13 protein-coding genes are annotated in these 17,724 nt (G+C 67.9%); 3 read left to right on the top strand and 10 right to left on the bottom strand.

Annotated elements, in window-relative coordinates:
• Window positions 1-28: 28 nt before the first annotated feature.
• From IAI53_RS02215 to IAI53_RS02170, 10 genes are all read right to left on the bottom strand, one after another.
• Entirely contained in the window at window positions 29-889 is an 861-nt protein-coding gene (locus tag IAI53_RS02215) for a type II secretion system F family protein (protein WP_349771876.1), read from the bottom strand.
• Window positions 886-2,637 (bottom strand): TadA family conjugal transfer-associated ATPase, encoded by a 1,752-nt coding sequence (locus tag IAI53_RS02210; protein WP_187716523.1) that lies wholly within the window; start codon window positions 2,635-2,637, stop codon window positions 886-888. The genes IAI53_RS02215 and IAI53_RS02210 overlap by 4 nt, the downstream gene beginning before the upstream one ends.
• Complete coding sequence (locus tag IAI53_RS02205; RefSeq protein WP_187716522.1) at window positions 2,637-4,655, bottom strand: secretin GspD/PilQ domain-containing protein; 2,019 nt, start codon at window positions 4,653-4,655, stop codon at window positions 2,637-2,639. Before IAI53_RS02205 ends, IAI53_RS02210 begins: the two co-directional genes overlap by 1 nt.
• Before the next feature lie 93 nt (window positions 4,656-4,748).
• Window positions 4,749-5,633 carry a Flp pilus assembly protein CpaB gene (gene cpaB, locus IAI53_RS02200; RefSeq protein WP_187716521.1) on the bottom strand — a complete coding sequence of 295 codons (885 nt, stop codon included), beginning with the start codon at window positions 5,631-5,633 and terminating at the stop codon, window positions 4,749-4,751.
• 36 nt (window positions 5,634-5,669) lie between these two features.
• Window positions 5,670-5,903, bottom strand: coding sequence for a hypothetical protein (locus tag IAI53_RS02195; protein ID WP_187718016.1), 234 nt, complete (start codon window positions 5,901-5,903; stop codon window positions 5,670-5,672).
• Window positions 5,900-6,634: a hypothetical protein gene (locus IAI53_RS02190; RefSeq protein WP_187716520.1), complete on the bottom strand. Its 735-nt coding sequence runs from the start codon at window positions 6,632-6,634 to the stop codon at window positions 5,900-5,902. Before IAI53_RS02190 ends, IAI53_RS02195 begins: the two co-directional genes overlap by 4 nt.
• 4 nt (window positions 6,635-6,638) lie before the next feature.
• Window positions 6,639-7,511, bottom strand: a complete 873-nt coding sequence (locus IAI53_RS02185) for a hypothetical protein (RefSeq protein ID WP_222948136.1) — start codon at window positions 7,509-7,511, stop codon at window positions 6,639-6,641.
• 8 nt (window positions 7,512-7,519) lie between these two features.
• On the bottom strand, window positions 7,520-8,455 hold the full coding sequence (locus IAI53_RS02180) for a hypothetical protein (protein WP_187716519.1): 936 nt from the start codon (window positions 8,453-8,455) through the stop codon (window positions 7,520-7,522).
• Window positions 8,452-9,867, bottom strand: a complete 1,416-nt coding sequence (locus IAI53_RS02175) for a hypothetical protein (RefSeq protein ID WP_187716518.1) — start codon at window positions 9,865-9,867, stop codon at window positions 8,452-8,454. The genes IAI53_RS02180 and IAI53_RS02175 overlap by 4 nt, the downstream gene beginning before the upstream one ends.
• Entirely contained in the window at window positions 9,857-10,084 is a 228-nt protein-coding gene (locus tag IAI53_RS02170; RefSeq protein ID WP_222948135.1) for a hypothetical protein, read from the bottom strand. The genes IAI53_RS02175 and IAI53_RS02170 overlap by 11 nt, the downstream gene beginning before the upstream one ends.
• Window positions 10,085-10,223: 139 nt before the next feature.
• On the opposite strand from IAI53_RS02170, the gene lnt reads away from it, so the two are divergent.
• Genes lnt through IAI53_RS02155 form a run of 3 tightly spaced genes read left to right on the top strand, consistent with a single transcriptional unit; the run spans window position 10,224 to window position 17,721 of the window.
• Window positions 10,224-11,810 carry an apolipoprotein N-acyltransferase gene (lnt, locus tag IAI53_RS02165; protein ID WP_187716516.1) on the top strand — a complete coding sequence of 529 codons (1,587 nt, stop codon included), beginning with the start codon at window positions 10,224-10,226 and terminating at the stop codon, window positions 11,808-11,810.
• Window positions 11,807-16,852 carry an RHS repeat-associated core domain-containing protein gene (locus tag IAI53_RS02160; RefSeq protein WP_187716515.1) on the top strand — a complete coding sequence of 1,682 codons (5,046 nt, stop codon included), beginning with the start codon at window positions 11,807-11,809 and terminating at the stop codon, window positions 16,850-16,852. Before lnt ends, IAI53_RS02160 begins: the two co-directional genes overlap by 4 nt.
• Window positions 16,849-17,721, top strand: coding sequence for a hypothetical protein (locus tag IAI53_RS02155; RefSeq protein ID WP_187716514.1), 873 nt, complete (start codon window positions 16,849-16,851; stop codon window positions 17,719-17,721). The genes IAI53_RS02160 and IAI53_RS02155 overlap by 4 nt, the downstream gene beginning before the upstream one ends.
• Window positions 17,722-17,724 lie beyond the last annotated feature (3 nt).

Below are 17,724 nucleotides of genomic sequence, written 5' to 3'. Positions count from 1 at the left end.
TTGCCCATGCGTAAATGGAGATCGCCGTTCATACGTCGATCGACACGATGCGGCGGATGACGTAGATACCGAGGAACTCCAGCAGGCCGATGACGGCCAGCGTGGCCCAGCCTTCCCGGGTGTGCCACAGCCGGCTCATGGCTTCGGGCTCCATCTTGTTGAGCACCAGCATCAGGATCAGCGGCAGTGCACCGACCACCCAGGCCTGCAGCTTGCCCTGGGCGGTGAGCGCGCGGATCTTGCCTTCCAGCTGCAGGCGGCTGCGGATGGTCTGGGCGGTGCGCTCGAGGGTCTCGGCCAGGCCGCCGCCGGTTTCGGAGGCGATGCGCATGGCCGAGACCACCAGCGTGGTCGACGGCGTGGCGATGCGCCGGTTGAGGTTGCCCAGGCTCTGTTCCAGTGCCACCCCGAGGCGCTGCTCGCGCAGCATCAGGCCGAACTCCTGCGAAATCGGCGGCGAAGTCTCGGCGACCAGCTGGGCCAGCGCGGAATTGAGGCCCAGGCCGGCGCGCAGCGCGCCGGCGGTCATCATCAGGGCGTCGGGCAACTGCTGCTCGAAGCGGTCGAGACGGCGGCGCCTGAACAGCGCATACATCCAGCGCGGCAACAGGGCCAGCACGAAGAAGGCCGGCACGGCGACGACCGCGCTGCCGGTGACGCTCCACACCAGGATGGCGCCCAGCGCCATGACGGCGATATTGGCGACGAACAGCTTCCTGGGATCGATGAAGAGAAAGAACTCCTGGGCCTGGAAGTGCGCGCGCTCGGTGAAGCTGGCGCGGTAGCGGGCCATCGTGACGGTGCTGAGATCGATGACGAACCAGGCCACCAGCGCCGTGCTGAGCGCGACGACCCCGGTGACCAGGTAGAGGATGTCGGCGTCGCTCACAGGGCGAGCTCCTCGCCGAGCTCGTCGAGGGCGGCGCCATGGCTCATGAAGATCTCGATGTCCAGCGCGCGCCCGGTGGCCCGCAGTTCGTCGTAGAAGCTGGGCACGATGCCGCAGCCGGCGAAGCGACCATGCACCCGGCCGTTCTCGCCGATGCCCTGGTTGTGGAAGCGGAAGATCTCCTGCATCTGGATGATGCCGCTCTCGATGCCGGTGATCTCGGCGACGCTGGTGACGATGCGGCTGCCGCAGGCGAAGCGGTTCTGCTGGATGACGATGTCCACCGCCGAGGCGATCTGCTCGCGGATGGCCGACAGCGGCAAATCCATGCCGGCCATCAGCACCATGGTTTCCAGGCGGGCCAGGGCATCGCGCACGGTGTTGGCGTGCAGCGTGGTGAGCGAGCCTTCGTGGCCGGTATTCATCGCCTGCAGCATGTCGAGCGCCTCGGCGCCGCGGCATTCGCCGACCACGATGCGGTCCGGGCGCATCCGCAGGGTGTTGCGCACCAGGTCGCGGATGGACACCGCGCCCTTGCCTTCGACGTTCGAGGGCCGGGCTTCCAGGCTGATCAGGTGCTCGTGGTGCAGCTTCAGCTCGGCGGCGTCCTCCACGGTGATGATGCGTTCGCCGGGCGGGATGAAGTTGGACAGGATGTTGAGCAGCGTGGTCTTGCCCGAACCGGTACCGCCCGAGACGATGATGTTCTTGCGCGCCTCGACGCAGACCTGCAGGAACGCGGCCATTGCGGTATCCAGGCTGCCGAAGCGGACCAGGTCGGCAGCATCGAGCTTGCGCTTGGCGAACTTGCGGATGGTGATGCACGGCCCCTTGAGCGCCAGCGGCGGGATGATGGCATTCACCCGCGAGCCGTCCTTGAGGCGCGCATCCACCATGGGCGAGGATTCGTCGATGCGCCGCCCGAGCGGGGTAACGATGCGCTCGATCACCCCCACCACCGCCCGGTGTCCGGTGAAGGCCAGCGGGTAGCGCGTCAGCCGCCCGGCGCGCTCGATGTAGATCTCGTCGTAGCGGTTGACCATGACCTCGGTCACCGAGTCGTCGGCCAGCAGCTCTTCGAGCGGGCCCAGACCGATGGCCTCGTCGAGCACCTGCTTGCTGAGCAGCTCGCGGTCGAGCTCGGGCGGAATCTCCGCCTCGGTTTCAGCGAGGATCTCGGCGATCAGGCGGGCGGTCTCCGCGCGCAGGCGCTCGTCGGACATCTGGTGGACATCCTGGCGACGCAGGTCCATCACTTCCAGCAGGCGCCCGTGCAGCAGCTTGCGCCACTCGAACTCGAGCTGGCGGCGGGCCTGCTCGGCGCCGGATGGCAGCGGGCTCTCGGCCTCGTCAGGTCGGTCGCGTCCGGGCGGCGCAACTCGCCCCTCCTCCACCCCGGGGGCCGCCGGCGCAGAAGACGCCGCATCACGCCCTTCACCCGCTTCGGCAAGCACCGAACCGAGGTCCACGACCTTGAGTTTGTAGGGGCCGATCCCGATCACGTCCTCCGGCCTGAGCGGCGAAGACTGGCCATTGATGCGCTGCCCATTCACGCTGACGCCGCCGAAGGCGCCAACGTCCTCGATCAGCACGCCGGCCGGGGTCTTGAACAGATGGGCGTGCTCCTTGCCGATCCGCCAGCTGTCTAGCCGGATCTCGTTCTGGGCACCCTTGCCGATGACCGCCTCCCCGGGCACCTCGACCGTCCTGCTCGCGCCATCGGGCTGGATGATCTCGACGCGCAACATCAGGGCTGCTCCGCATGGATGAGGCGGAGCGACTGCGCCCACGCCCAGCCGCGGTGTGTGCCCGCCCGCACCGGCAGCCAGCCGGATACCGCCTCGGGCAGCAACGCCTCCACTTCGCTGCCCGCGGCAAGCCAGGCGACCGGCTGGGCGTTCACGTCGGGGCTGACCCGCAGCGCGAGCCGACGCACGCCCACGCGAAACCAGCCGCCGGGGGTGGCTTCGGTGCCCGCCGGCGCGGTCACCGGACGGGCCGCCATGCGCCCGTCGGCGCCCTGCTCTGCCACCCTGCCCTGATGCGGCGTCTCGATGGTGGGCGACAACCCGCGGTCGGCCACCCACCCGGTCGACCCATCGTCCAGCCGCACCTGCCGCCAGCCGCCGACGATGTCGGCCCCGAGCGCGGTGAGCACGGTCCCCTTGCGCAGTCGTGCGAGGACCGCACTGGCACGATTGGGCAGTTCATGAACCACCACCTGCTCGCTCACCACCCGCTGATGGACGGGCGGCGGTACGCCCGCATCGACGGACAAGCCCTGCGCGGACGATTCGGCGGCCAGGGCTGCCTGCGGCAGGTCGCTACCCTGCCCGTCCGGAGCGGCCGACCCGGGCATGGGCTCGTTCGGCGGGTCGAGATAGGGCGACACGCCCTGGCTCTGTTCTAGTCTGTCCGTGGCGCGCGCGACCCGGTCGACCAGCCCGGGACTGCGGCTGTCGACCACATGGGGCGTCACGAACACCACCAGTTCGGTCTCGTCGTCCTGGAAGCGTTTGGAGCGGAACAAGGCGCCGAGAATCGGCAGGTCGCCCAGGAAGGGCAGCTTGTCGATGCTCTCGCTGGTCTTGCGGCTCAGCAGCCCGGCGAGCACCAGGGTCTCGCCGTCGCGCACGTTGAACTCGGTGCTGGTCCGCCGTGAGCTCAGCGCCGGTCCGGCAACCGTGGACACCGAGGTGTCGATGGCGCTGACCTCGCTGTCGATGGTCGCGCGGATGACGCCCTTGCGCGACACCAGCGGGGTGATCTCGAGCTTGACGCCGAAGGGCTTGAACATCACCGTCGGACCGTTGATCGTCGACACCGTGTAGGGGTATTCGCCGCCGGCCAGGAAGGTGGCCTTGGCGCCGTTGCGCGCCGAGAGCTGCGGCTCGGCGAGAATCGAGGCCTTGCCGTCCTGGGCCAGGAGGTTCAACTGGGCATTCAGGCCCATGTTGAGCACGCTCAGCACGTTCAGCCCGCTGTGCAGCGGAATCGTGGTGCCGCTGCCCGAAGGGACGATGGGCGCGGCGTTGCCGGTACCGGTGTTCAGGTTGATCGTGTAGTCGCCACGCTCACCGCCGCGGCCGATCGGCGACCACACCCCACCCACCGCGAAGCCGCCGGTCGAACCCCACTTGAGGCCGATCTCGCGCAGTTCGTTGGTGGGGAATTCGACCACCTTCACGTCCATCAGCACCATCTGGTCCCAGCCGGTGCGATTGGTGAAGTTGACCACCTGCGGGTAGCGCTTGGCGATCTCGTCGATCTTGGCCAGATCGTGGTCGCTCAGCTCCTCGCCTTCGACGATCACCTTGTCGCCGATCACCGAGGCCGTGGCATTCGGAATCGCGGAGAGGAAGGCGGCGATCTCCCGCGCGACGCGCGTGGTGTCGCCTGCGACGATGTTGATCTTGACCCGCCGATGGCTGCCGTCCTGGTTCCAGATGAACAGCGAGGAGGTGCCGACCGCATTGGCGAAGACGATGACCTCGCGGTCGTCGAGCGACGCGGCGCTCATGATCTGCCCGTTGCCGACCGCGATACGCGCCAGCGCAGGCGCGGGGAACACGCGCGTCTCGCCGACGAACATCTCGATCTCCGGGATCGCGGCCTGGTCGTCGACGATCTCCATCCGTGGCGAATTGCCGGAAGCAGCCTTGCCAGCGGAGTACCAGCTCTCGGCAAAGCGGCGCACTTCCTGTCCGCCGGCCATACCGGCCGAGTCGCCGGCCTGACGGGCATGGGCGGGGAGCGCGCACGTCATGGCGACGCACGACAGCGCTGCAAGCAGCGCAGAGATCCGATTCTGTGAAGTCATTGGCATCCTGGTATGAACGGCCCGGAAAACATGAAAGCCCTATCGCATCGGCGGCACGGGGAGCGCAGACGGCGCGTTGCCCGGCGCCCCACCCTGCGCCAGCGCGCCGAGATGAAGGCCTTCGGGCGGCAAGCCGCCGCTGCGCCCACCGTAGAGAACCGGCACCTGGGAGATCTCGCCACTCAGATCCTTGAGCAGCCTCGCCGCCAGCGGGTGTTCGGCGAGTTCGACGCCGTCCTGCGGGTTGCGCAGCAAGGCGGTGAGCTTGCCGGCCTCGCGGGCGCGGATGATGGTGTCCGCCTGTTCGGGGGTGGTATCGAGGGTGACGGTGGAGTACTGCCGCCGCTCGCCGCTGCGCGGGTCGTCCCCGACCCGCTGGCCGGTGGCCAGCACGCGCAGCTTCTGCTGCATGACGAAGCTGTGCTTGCGGCCGTTGTGCGCCAGGGTGAGGACCAGATCGATCAGGTCGCCGGGCTCGAGCAGGCCGGAGATGGAGTTGATCTCGTCGACCGGCACGGTAATCGCACGCCGCCCGTCGGCGACGCGTGTCGAGAAGCTTGCCGGCTTCTGCCCCTCCAGCAGGCTCCACAACACCATCTCGCCCGGCTTCAATGCGTAGGTGATGCTGCGCCCGGCAACCTGGGTGAAGCTCTCCGGACGGATGGCCTGGGAATGGGCGAAGTCGACCGGCACCGCGCGCACTGCGACGGTGTCTTCCGAGATGCGCTCGCCAGCCCGCAACTCCCGCTTGGCGACCACTACCCCCACGGTCTGCCCGCGTGAGCGGGCCTCGATTTCGGCCATGCGCCGGGCGAGGTAGCTCTGCGCGGCGAAGGCGGCGAGCAGGCCGATGGCGAGCGCCGCGCCGAGGACGAGCCAGGTCTTGTTGTAGCGCACTCGGGAAAGGAATGACGGTAGCTGCATGAGGAAATCCATTGGTGACCGGAACGTGGCGCCGGTTCAGGTTGGCAAGGACAGCGCGAAGCTGAATCTCTGGTAGCCGACACGAAAGCCCTGGATGAGCTGCCACAGCACGCTGTCGTCGCTGCCCAGGCCGATGCCCAGTGCCACGGCCAGCGCGGCGCAGACGACGACGTACTCGAGCATGGCCTGGCCCGCCTCGAAACCGGCGGGGCGCCGCGCAGCGAAGACGAGACGAGACCGATCCGGGGCCACCGCGGGAGTCGGGATCACTGGAAGGCCTCCAGGGCGGAACCGACGAAGTTGATGACGATCGCGCCGCGGCGGTCCGGCGCACTCGCCACCGTGGCCATCGCCTCCGCGCCGTTCCCGCGGAAATAGAGCAGGCGGCCTTCACCGGAAACGTGCGACTCGCGTTCCAGTGCGAGACCACGGTCCCGCATCAGCGCGGTGACGCGCTCGCTGTTGAGCTGCTCGCCGTACTGGTTATCGACGACCAGGTGCCAGGACTGCCGGCCACGGTCCTCGGACAGCAGCTCGCTGATCAGGCGCGACCCGTGAGGCAGGGCGGCAAGTACAGGCCCGGTTCGCTGGCGATAGCGCCCCTGGTCCTCGGCCGCGGCCCGCAGCGCACCGACCGCGGCAAGACCGCGCACGCCGCGCCGGTCGGCTTCCAGCTGCACCGTCAGGTAATGACCGTCCGCCGCCTTGCCGAGCACGACGGTACTGCCATGACGGGTCTCCACCACCGGCGCACCGAGCCTCCGCTTGAACCAGGCGACGAGTTCGTCGACGGACTGCGCCGAGCGAAAGCCACGCATGCTGATCGGCAGGCCGTTGAGGACGAGCTTGTCCCCCACCGCAAAGGGCCGCGCGGAGCTCGGAAGCTCGATGACCGGCTCGCCGGCCGCTGCGGGCACCGCCAACAGGGCGCCGAGGAGCAGCACGGCGAGATGCTGCAAGCAGGCCTTGGCCTTCGAATGGAATGCAGTGCCGGGGCTCATGGCTTCAGTCCGACTTGAGCCGGTCTTCCGGCACGACGTCGCGCCAGAACTCGAGCTCACCAAGCTTCGGGCCCTGCAGGCCGGCGGGAAACTCGATGGTCGCGACGAAACCATTGACGATGCCGGCCACCCCGGCCAGATTGCCGGCCGGGAAGACCGCTGCGCTGCGCAGGATGCGTTGCTCCACCTCGGCGGGCCCCTTGGCGGTCCAGGGGTCGGGCAGCAGGCTGGTACTGCGGGTCATGGCGATGCCGATCTGGTCGAACGGCCGGTAGAACGCCAGCCCCGCGGGCAGGTCGGCGAGCACCACGCTGACGTTGGCGGTGTAGATGCCGCGCGAACCGAGGCCCAGGCCCTCGGCGAGCATGGCGAAGCTGTCCATGTCCTGGGTAGCGTCGAAACCGTCGCCATGAGTGCTGCCACGCCCATGCCCGAAACTGACCGCGACATCGGCAAAGCTTGCCAGCAGCGGCCGTCCGTCCGGTCCGGCCCAGAAATGATTGCGATGCGCATCGAAGTCGCCCGCAACGTCACCGGTCTTCACCGGCGCGTCCGAGGCGCCGAAGAAGCGGCGCCGTATCTCGTCGGCAAGCTCCCCCTCCGGCTTCCAGCCGCCGGTGGCGGCATCGTTTCTGACGGTGGCGTCGAACGCCGCATAGCGGGCCGCCAACTGCGTGGCGTGGGCCACATCCTGGTACTTGGCGATGAACGGGATCAGCAGGAACAGCGGGATCAGCGCCAGGGCCACGACGAGGAACTCGGTGAGCGCCTGGCCGCGCAGCGCCGCAGCCAGCGGGCGGACGACGACTCCGCGCGGGCGGGTTCCCGCCACCCAGCGGGATGGGATGTAGGTCATCGCTGCGCGTGCGCTTGTCATGGCGGCTCTCAGCGATGCCCCGCCGGCAGCAGCGGCAAACGCTCGGCGGACACCTCGTTCCCGTCGAGGATGCGGAACAGGTCGTCGCCGACCTCGATGCCGTCCTCCACCTGGCGCGCGGTGTAGCTGCGGTCGATCATGACCGCCTGCAGCAGCAGGCCGGAGACGCTGTGAAACGGCGAGACCTGCAAGATGGCAGGATCCACCTGCGTCGCGACACATGTCTCGGTCAGGTCCGGCGTCCCGAAGACGCGGCAAGGCCTGCCCGCGATGGTCCGCGATTCCCCGGTGCCCTCCAGCATTGGCAATGCGGCATCGGGCAGCGCGGTGGGCTGTCCGCCGGCGCCCCGTGGCGTCTGCGGGATCGGCACGACGACCACGATACCCGGTGCCGCAACATTGGCTTTCGCCCGCCCCGGCACCTGCTTGCACGACATCTTGAGGTCGGGCCGGCCTTCCCTCTGGCGCAGCTTGCACTCCGTGGCGCCATCGACGTAGTAGATGGTCCTCGATGTCGTGCGCGCCAGCGCGCAATCGTCCTTCCTGTCCGGATACCTGGCAGTCGGTCCGCCGGAATGGACCCAGTAGGTGGTGCTGGTCACCACCGTCACCGAGCGCCCCTCCCCGTAGTAGATTTCGATGTCCTCGACCCAGGGCCGCTGCGGCACCCCTTCGGGTGGAAGAGCCCGGTAGGGTCCCGGCGCTTCGCCGACGAGCCGGGCAGCCTCCTTGCCCTGACGGCATATCTCGTGGCGCGTTTCGATCCGCCGCCGGCCTGCCTCCCGGTGCCTGGGGGTTTGCTCCATCTGCAGGTGGACGTAGGCCACGCGCACCGACGAGCCGCCAAGACTCCTGTGGAACGGACTCCAGGCGTCGGAGGCCTGCGCCGCAGGCGCCAGGCATAACAGCGTGGCGACAAGGTACCTGGCCATGGCGCGCGTCATGGGAGATAGGCTCCCTGCTGGCCCTGGGCAAAGCGGGCCTCGTCATCGGCCGCCACCAGCCTGACCTGCCAGAATGGATTGAACAGGCTGCCGATCTCCACCGGTGTGCCCTGCGACTGCCCGTAGGCATTGTCGTCGGTACGCTCGAAGAACACCTCGGAGGCCGACACCGCGACCAGTTCGTCCCCGCCGGCCGGCGCAGCCTGGAAGTCGTTCAGCGCCGCAAGACGAGTGCCACTGCCGCTGCCGCGCACCGCGGAACGCCCCTCGCCGGTACGCGTCTGCGCCACCGGGCGGCGGATGCGCACGGCAAAGCGCAAGGTCGGATCGTCCTCGTCCAGGCTGCTTTCGGACAGGTCGTAGAAATCGGGCAGGCCTGAGTAACCCCAGGATTCGGACGAGGCCTCGCTCAGCGCCAGCATGCTGGCACTCGGATTGACCATCCGCGCGTAGTCGTAGCGGCTGAAGTCGGTATCGGAGTCGGGGTCCTCGGCGGCGATCCTGGCGCCATGGCCGACCGCGTACTCGGTGATGTAGCAGGCGCCCGACTTGCTGGTCTTCCAGCGCCACTCGGACAAGGTGTCCAGCGCCTTCCATTCGTCGAAGCCGATCAGTTCGGTGCCGCCGCGCCGGCTCAGCCAGTCGAACATGTAGGAACAGCCGTCGGGATAGAGCGCCGGCATCAGCCAGCTGCGCCGGGGCACGAAGCCGTCGCGGTTCGCCGCCGTCCGCGCCGCCTCGGCAAAGCGTGTGCGCTCGTCGTCGGCATAGCGCGTGACGAAGCCCGCCATGTCCGCGCCGCCGAGAAACAGCGTCTCGACGGTGACGCTGCCGTCGTCCTTGTAGTTGGCCCGGGCCACTTCCTCCATGACACGCTGGCGCGCCGGAATCAGCCCCGCATGGGCGAGTTGCTGGGCATGCATGAGCCGGTTGCGGATGATCTCGTCCGATGCCGAGGCCAGCCCTTCGAGGATGCTGCCGTCCCAGAGGTCCTCGTTCAGGTAGCTCAGGTACTCGCCGGCGTAGTCGGCCACCAGGTAGGACGGGTAGTAGGCGATGTACTTCGACCAGCTCACGCCACTGCCGCCGTCGCCCAGGGTCTCCACGTAATCGATCCACGAGGAGAGGCTCACCAGCTGCGCGATCGCCACCGTGTTGGCGAGCATCGCGCGGTTGGCGTAGGCCTGGTAGTTCAAGGTGCGTGCATTCATCACCCCGGCGCTGTAGGCCACGGCGTCGCCGGTGTTCACGAGCTTGGTCTTCTCGGCCGACAGCTGCCCGGTATTGAACAGGAAGAACAGCGCCACCACCGCGCCGAGGATGACGAACAGGCCGTAGATCGCGGCCTGCCCGGCCTGCCGCCGGGGCCCCGGCGACAGGCACTGCCTGCGGGGTCCGCGCTCAGCGCGCATTCTCGTTGGTGTAGTTGTCCAGCCCCTTCACCGTCGTGCCCTCGGTTTGCGCGCTGTTGGCCGACGTCTGTGCGGAGTCGATCGCCGCCTGTGCCGACTGGCCCGAGACCTCGAGTGCGATCCCGGCCGTCTGGCTGCGGACGGTCTGGCCGAAGAACTGGTACACCGCGATCGCCGCAACGGCGATCAGCGCAACGATGACGATGTACTCGGTCATGCCCTGCCCCGCCTGTCTTTGCTCACGTTTCATGTTCACACCCTTGGTTTCGTTACAAGGTCGATCAATCGAGTGACGCATTATGAATACGCTGTTAGCATATGACAACATCAATTTTTGATTGCAGGCACTCACCCGCATGTCGCTCGCTACCCTTGCCCCTGCCGGCAGCGACTCTGCACCGGCGTACGGCATCGCTCCGGCGGCCCTCGCCGTCATGCTGGGCGCGCTCGCGGTGCTGGGCTGGGCGCCGTGGTCACGGCCATGGGTCCTGCTGCTGGCTTTCGGCGTGCTGCCCCGTCTGATGACCGGTACCCGTAGGCCGGCAACGGCGGCCCTGACGGCCCTGGCGTTCAGCGTCACGCTGCATGCCGGTGCTCAGGGCTGGATGATCACCGCGCTGCTGCGCGAGACCGGCTTACCCACGCCCCTGGCCCTGCTCGCAACGATCGCCAGCCTGCTCTGTCAGGCCGGTTTCATCGCCGCGCCGCTCTATCTCCACGCCCGACTGCGGCGGAGCGCCCCATCCGCGCACGGCGTGCCGCGGCGTCTGGTCGACGTAGCGCAGTTGTCCGCACTGCTCACCGTCGGCGAATGGGTGCGCGACGCCTTGCTGGGCGGCAACTCGATCGCCATGGCATACGCATGGCTGGACACGCCGCTGGCAGGACTCCTGCCGTTGATTGGTCCGTACGGACTGAGCTTCGCTGCCTACCTGCTCTGTCTCGGCTGGCTACCCATCGCCGACCATCTCGTGTGCCGGCAATACCGCCCAATGGCGACCGCCTTGCTGGCGCTCGCCGCAGTCCTGGGCGCTGCCCACTGGGGCGCCGGCTTGCCCTGGATTGCCCCGCAAGGCGAGTCGATCGACTTTGCGTTGATCGGCACCGCCTCGGCGCAGCGGGACAAGTTCTCGCTTGATCTCGTTCCCGCCCGCATCGAGCGCCTGGCCGAACGGATGCTGGCGGCCGACGCGACCCTCGTACTCGCCCCGGAGACTGCCTTTCCGGTCTTCGTTCACGAATTGCCGGCTGGCACCCTCGACCGCCTGCAGCGCGGTGCGCGCGGGCAGGGCAGCCATCTTTTCGTCGGCGTCGCACAGATGGGCGCCAAGGAGCAGGCCCACAACAGCCTGTTGCACATTCCCGCTGACGGCTCCCGGATGCGCCTGTTCGCCAAGGAACGGTTGATGCCCTTCGGCGAATACAGCCCGCCGGGCTTTTCATGGTTTTCACGACACCTGCAGTTCCCGCTCAAGGACCTGAGCCCCGGCAGCCCCGGCCAGGCGCCCTTCGACCTTGGCCGGTTCGCGCTTGCAACGCTGATCTGCCACGAAGACGGCTCACCCGACCTGGCGCGGCGCCGCGCAGCCGACGCCTCGCTCTTCCTCAACCCCAGCAACATGGCCTGGTTCGAGCGCAGCGCCGCCATCGAACAGGGCCTGGTCATGGCACGGGCCCGTGCGCTGGAAACCGGCCGCCCGGTGCTGCGCACCACCAACGCCGGCGGCGCCGCCCATATCGACCACCGCGGCCACGTTCTCGCCCGGACAGCGCATGAGGGCGAAGCCGCACTCACCGGCGCAGTCCGGCCCATGCGTGGCCTCACGCCCTACGTGCGCTTCGGCAACGCTCCCGTGCTGCTCGCCTGCGCCACCCTGCTCCTGGCCGCCATCGGGCAAAGACGCTCGATCGCCCGCTCAGTCCTTTCGGAAGGAAGCACATGAAGCCCGTCCGCCTCGCCTCTGTTCTGCTGCTCTTACTGATCCCCGGCCTGCCGGCCGGCGCCCAGGGCACGCTCGACGAGCTGCTCGGCGGCTGCGGCGTCACCATGAGCTGCCCCGCACCCGGCGGGCCGGCATCCCCCACCCAGTGCGTCAACAACGACGTCGGCAACCCCTGTGGCGTGCAGGGCGGCCCGGCCACCCAGGCCGCGCCGGGCGGACAATCGGTGGGTGCCGGCAACCCGATCAGCGTACTCTCAGGAAACAAATACCAACGCGAGGCCGACCTGCCCGCGCTGCCCGGCGTGCTCGGCCTGGAAGTCGTACGCCATTACAACAGCCGCCTCGGTCACACCGAACGCCGCGGTATCCACCTCGGTCCGGGCTGGCGGCTCTCCTATGACACCCGTCTCTACTCCACCCGCCACAACCTGCAGATCCTCCAGGCCGACGGCTCGCGCATCATCTTCGCCCGCAACCCGACCGAGCCCGACCGCTGCGCGAGCCTGGACCCCGCCCGCGGACAGGTCCTCATCAGCCGCAAGGCGCACGGCGAGCAGTACGTCTGGCACTGGCCCGACGGCCGCCGGTTGTTCTTCGACGGCCACGGCCTGCTCACCCAGATCCTCGCCCCCTCCGGCGAGTTCGTCGCCCTCCAGCGCGACCCTGCCGGCCGCCTGGTGTCGGTGACCGACCCCCAGGGTCGCACGCTGCGCATCGGCTACACGGACGATCTGCGCACCATCGCCCACATCGACACCCCGCTCGGGCGCATCGCCTACACCTACGACGAGGCCGGCAAGCTCACCAAGGTCACCCTGCCCACCGGCTACGACCCTGCCACGCAACCTCACCCCTATGCCGGGCGCGGCACCACCACCAGCACCCTGGCACGCGAGTACCACTACGAGGACGAGCATTCCCCCGCCTTGCTCACCGGCATCACGGTTTCGGGGAGCGGCACGGACGGCGAGCTAGTTCACCAACGCATCGCCAGCTGGGCCTACGACCAGGAGGCGCGCGCCATCCGTTCGGTGCGCGGTCCGATGCCGCCGCACGGCGAGCGCGGCGCCGAGGATCTCACCCTGGACTTCTCCACTCCGGGGCGCACCGTGCTCACCAACAGCCTCGGCCAGACAAGCACCTATATCACCGAGCTGATCGGCAGCGAACGCCGCATCATCGAAGCACGCGGTCCGGGCTGCGCCACCTGCCCGCCGACCAACGTACGCTACCGCTACGACGCCGCCGGCCGCCCGCTGCTCACCACCACGCTGGACGACGATGGCCACCCCCTGCAGAGCACGCGCACGGAGTTTGATGCGCACGGCCGCAGGCTGCATGTCGAAGGTTACCGTTTCATCTCTGGCCGCCCCGAACTTCAAGGCTGGGTGCGCTACGCCTACGGCCCGGGCACGCCCACCACTCCCGTGCTCATCGCCCGCCCCAGCGTGGTGCCCGGCAAGGAGCACCAGATCCGCATCGACTACAACGAAGCCGGCCAGCCCTTGCGCGTCACCGAGACCGGCTTCAGCCCGCTCGACGAGAACGGCGAGCCGGCCCGTACCCCCGAGGCGGCCACCGCCATCGAGCGCACCACCACCTACGCATACGCCCGGATCAACGGCCGCAGCGTGCTCACCGAGATCGACGGTCCGCTGCCCAACGGACCGCAGGCCTCGCCCGAGGATTCGGACATCACGCGCTTCGAGTGGGATGAACTCGGTCACCACCCGGTGCTGCGCACCGAGCCAGGCGGCCGGCAGACCCGGCTGGCGCGCGACCCGGCCGGCAGGGTGGACACCAGCACATTCACCGACGGAATCCGCCAGATCAGCCGCACCGTGCGCCTCGACACACGCGGCGCAGTGCTGCAGGCGAGCGTGACGGCCTCCGCTATGAACATGGCGCCACTCGCCCGCGAGTACGCCTTCAGCTACGACGCCCTCGGCCGGCTTGTCAGCGCCCGAGGCCCCGACGGCATCACCACCAGCATTGAGCACGCGGCAGACGGCACGACCACTACGCTCGCTCCCGACGGCAAGCTCGTCGACCTGCACGACCGCGAACGGCGCCTTCTCGCCCGCGCCGTGTATGACGCCCACGGCGAGCTCGCGTGGGCGCAGATGAACCTGAGGGACGAACACAACCGCCTGGTCGCCCGCGTGGACGCCGACGGAGTCATGCAGGCCTACGGGCTGGCGCCCCAATCGGGCGAGGGGCGCGTCAGCTTCGCGCCCGACGGCGCGGCCGTGCTGCAAGGCACCGACGCCGCCGGCCTGCACCAGCTCGCTGCCGATGGCGGTATGCGCACGCTGAGCCTACGCGACGGCGCCTGGATGTTACGCGATGCCGCCGGTCGCGGCCATGTGCTGCTCAAGGACGACTTCGGACGCACCGCCATCGAACTGGCCCCCGACGAAGGGCGACTGCTCTACGCCTACAGCGGAGCCACTGTGGAGAAACGGCAGTTCGGCCTGCAGGGCGAACAAAGCGTCGAAACCCTGCGCTTCGACCACGCCGGCCGCCTGATCGAACGCCACCGCGCCGGCTGCACCGAATCCCTGCACTACCAGGGTGACCTGCTCGAACGCCTGCAAGGGTGCGCCAATGCACACGTCTTCGCGCGGGATGCCTTCGGCCAGATCACCCTCCACGAGCAGTACATCGAGGCCGACACAGGGACGCTGCGCTTTGCCAGCCGCTACGCCTACGCCGCGACAGACGGACGCCTTCTCGCCCGCAGCCTGCCCGATGGACAACGCCTGCACTACCATTACGACCCCCACACCGCCCACGCACAACACATCGCGCGCGAACGCGGCTGGCTCAATGCCGCGCGCAGGCTCTCCGACGGATTTGCCGACTGGCTGCACGCGCTGCTGCCACAGGCGCTGACCGAGCAAACCCTGCTCGCCGACATCGCCCACCCGCCGCTCGGCCACGCGCTGTCCTATCGGCACGGGAACGGCATGCACACGAAAGTGACGGCCGGCACCAACGGGCGCATCCAGTCGATCGCCGTGGCACCGTCCGACGGCCCCGCGCTCATCGAGCTGCGCCAAACCCGCGACCGCGCGGGACGCATCACCGCCACCGAGCTCGGTGGCACAACTACCGCCTTCGCCTACGACGCTGCCGGCCGTTTAGCGGAAGCCCGGCTCGACGGCCGCGACGGCGCCTTGCTGCACACCGCCTATACGCCCCTGGGCGAGCGCCGTTCTCAGCAAGCCGTATCGCGCGACGGTTTCGGCCGCCAGAGCGCACTCGGCACGCTGCACCTGACCTACGATGAGGCCCACCGCCTGACCGAGGTGCATCGCGAGCAGCGCATGATCGCGCGCTACGCCTACGACGCGCTGGGCAACCGCATCAGCAAGACCGTAGACGGGCGCACCACCTTCTTCATCTACGACCTGCAGCACCGCCTCGTGGCCGAGGCCGACGCGCACGGCCGTCTGCACACCCAGTACCTCTATGCCGGCCATCGCCCCCATACCCTGCTGCGCGCCGACGACGGAGAGCAAGCCCGGGACGTCTTCGCCATCCACGCCGACCCGCGCGGGCTGGCCTTGGCCGTCACCGACGAGCACGCCAACATCGTCTGGCAGCAGGCCTTCGGCCCCTTCGGCGAGCCCCTGGCCGCGACCGCGGTCGATATGCCCGCCTTCCACTACCCGCTGCGCCTCGCCGGCCAGTACGACGACGCTGAGACGGGGCTGCACTACAACATCCACCGCTACTACGACCCGCGCTCGGGCCGCTACCTCACCCCGGACCCGCTCGGGCTCAGCGACTCGGACAACCGCTACGCCTACGTGCGCAACGCCCCCCTCGGCGCGGTCGATCCACTGGGCTTGTTTCCGATCGACGAGGATTTCTTCTGGACTTCCCGGCAATCGCGTCCGCTCAAGCTCACCGACCAGGGCGGACACCTCGACATCCTGATGATCGCCTTCACCCAGTACCAGATGGACAACGGCTACCGCTTCTCACCAACCATCATCGACCAGATCGTCCGCAACAACTATCACACCGACTCGCAGGGCAGTCCGTTCAACCTGGGCGGCGGGCAGGGCAACATCTACAACCACTGGGATAACCCCAACAACGGGCCGATGTGCCAGGACATGCACTGCAACACGCTCATGCCGCACTACGGCACCACCGACTGGATCGCCCCCGCACTCGCACAGATCAGCGGCCTGCGGGACAACTACGCGTCCGTCGGCGGCGCAACAAGTGCCATGACGACGTACAACATCCGCTCCATCCTGTCGTCCTTCGGCCAGAATACCCATGCCATCGCGGATTTCTACGCGCACACCAACTGGGTTGACGGCTTCGGCCGCGGCGGTGCGGTGTGCAACGACCTCGGCACCATCGGTTTCCTCGGCACGCCTCCTGTGCGTCCAGACCGCCTCTACGTACTCGAAGACCCTTCCGACCCATTCAGCCACAATTACCACGTCTTTGAGGTCGGCTACGTGCCGACCGGGCTGAACCAGCACACCCTGTGGGACGAGACACTCGTCGAAGGCCTATTCAGCGGCACGGTCAACCTCACCGCCGAACCGGTCGGCTGTCCCCTCATGCAGCACGGCAAACCCGGCGACATCGAATGCCACATCGACCCCACCACCCATGGCTACTGGCACAAGGATGATGATGCGGGCCCGGGCGGCAGCGCACCGTATGACGGGCCGCCGATGTTCGGGTGGGAGGTGAAGGAGTATCAGGGTGAGCCACCAAAGAAAAACGATGACGATCTGATGTTCGGCACCGAATGGTACGCCGACCTCGGCGTCACCCAGTCCGATTTGAAGATCGGCGACCGCATCTACGTGCAGGTCGAGATCACCGACAAGTACCAGTTCGCCTTCCATCTGGCCGTCGCGCACACCAAGCTGGAGATCGCCCGGCTCTACGATGCGGCCGAAGGGGTCATGGTCGGCGGCATGCCCTTGCGCGAGGTCTACAAGATGGATGCCCGCGAATTGATCAACGCACGAATCGGCTACTTGGGGATGGACTCGAAACAATGATGATCGGACCAATAACGAAATACCGCACCGCGCCGGTCTGGATGCAACGAACCGTGGCGCCCTACCTGCTGGCGCTGCTCACCGCCGCCTGCGGCTCAGCATACGAGCCGCGCAAGGACGAGATCGAGTGCGCCCTGCCCGACGGCAGCAGCTTCATCCTGCGCTCGACCTATCTCGGGCTCAAACCGGTCCACAGGCATCCGACCAATATCTGGGTCGGCGGTGCAAGAAGCGTCAACCGCTCGGGCTTCGAAACCTATTACCGCCCGGCGAAGGACGGTCGTGATCTTCATGCAGCCGGCGGTCATTCATGGGGTTTGATTTTATCGAAGTACAACGATCTCAATTACATGACAAGACTTTGCGCCCTGCACGGCATGATCAACGGGGTGCCGTATGTGCTCGCAAACCGCTACATGCCCCCTGAGGCGGATCGGTTCGAGAGAATCAACTCGCAGCACAATTTGTTTCGCGCATTGAACTTCGCCCACGAAGTAGATCAATCGCTGTTCAAAGACATTGAGGACTCCGGGTTGCGCTTTGACCGAAAGGGCGCTTCCTGGTCGGTCGATACCATTATCTGGCGGCCTGATCTACTCGCTGCAGAAACACCGTTGGTCGCCAAGACCGCGCCCGACCCCGCTCCGGTCGTCGGCGCCTACCGCATCGAATCGCACGACGGCGGCCAGACCTGGGGCAACCCCCACCTCACCTTCGAGCCCGAAGTCTTCGAACTGGGCAAGCCCGCCGCCGAGCAGTGCTTTGTTGCCCGCCTGGTGCGCATCGACATCAAAGGTACCGTGCGCAACTTCGAGGCGAGTTTTCCGGACTGCCCGGTGGCTTTCGCATTACCCGAGCGCAAGCAGTGAGAG

The organism is Thauera sedimentorum, assembly GCF_014489115.1.
Classification (GTDB): Bacteria; Pseudomonadota; Gammaproteobacteria; order Burkholderiales; family Rhodocyclaceae; genus Pseudothauera; species Pseudothauera sedimentorum.
The sequence above is the reverse complement of the archived record's forward strand: the minus strand, read 5'-3'. Positions and strand labels throughout refer to the sequence as shown.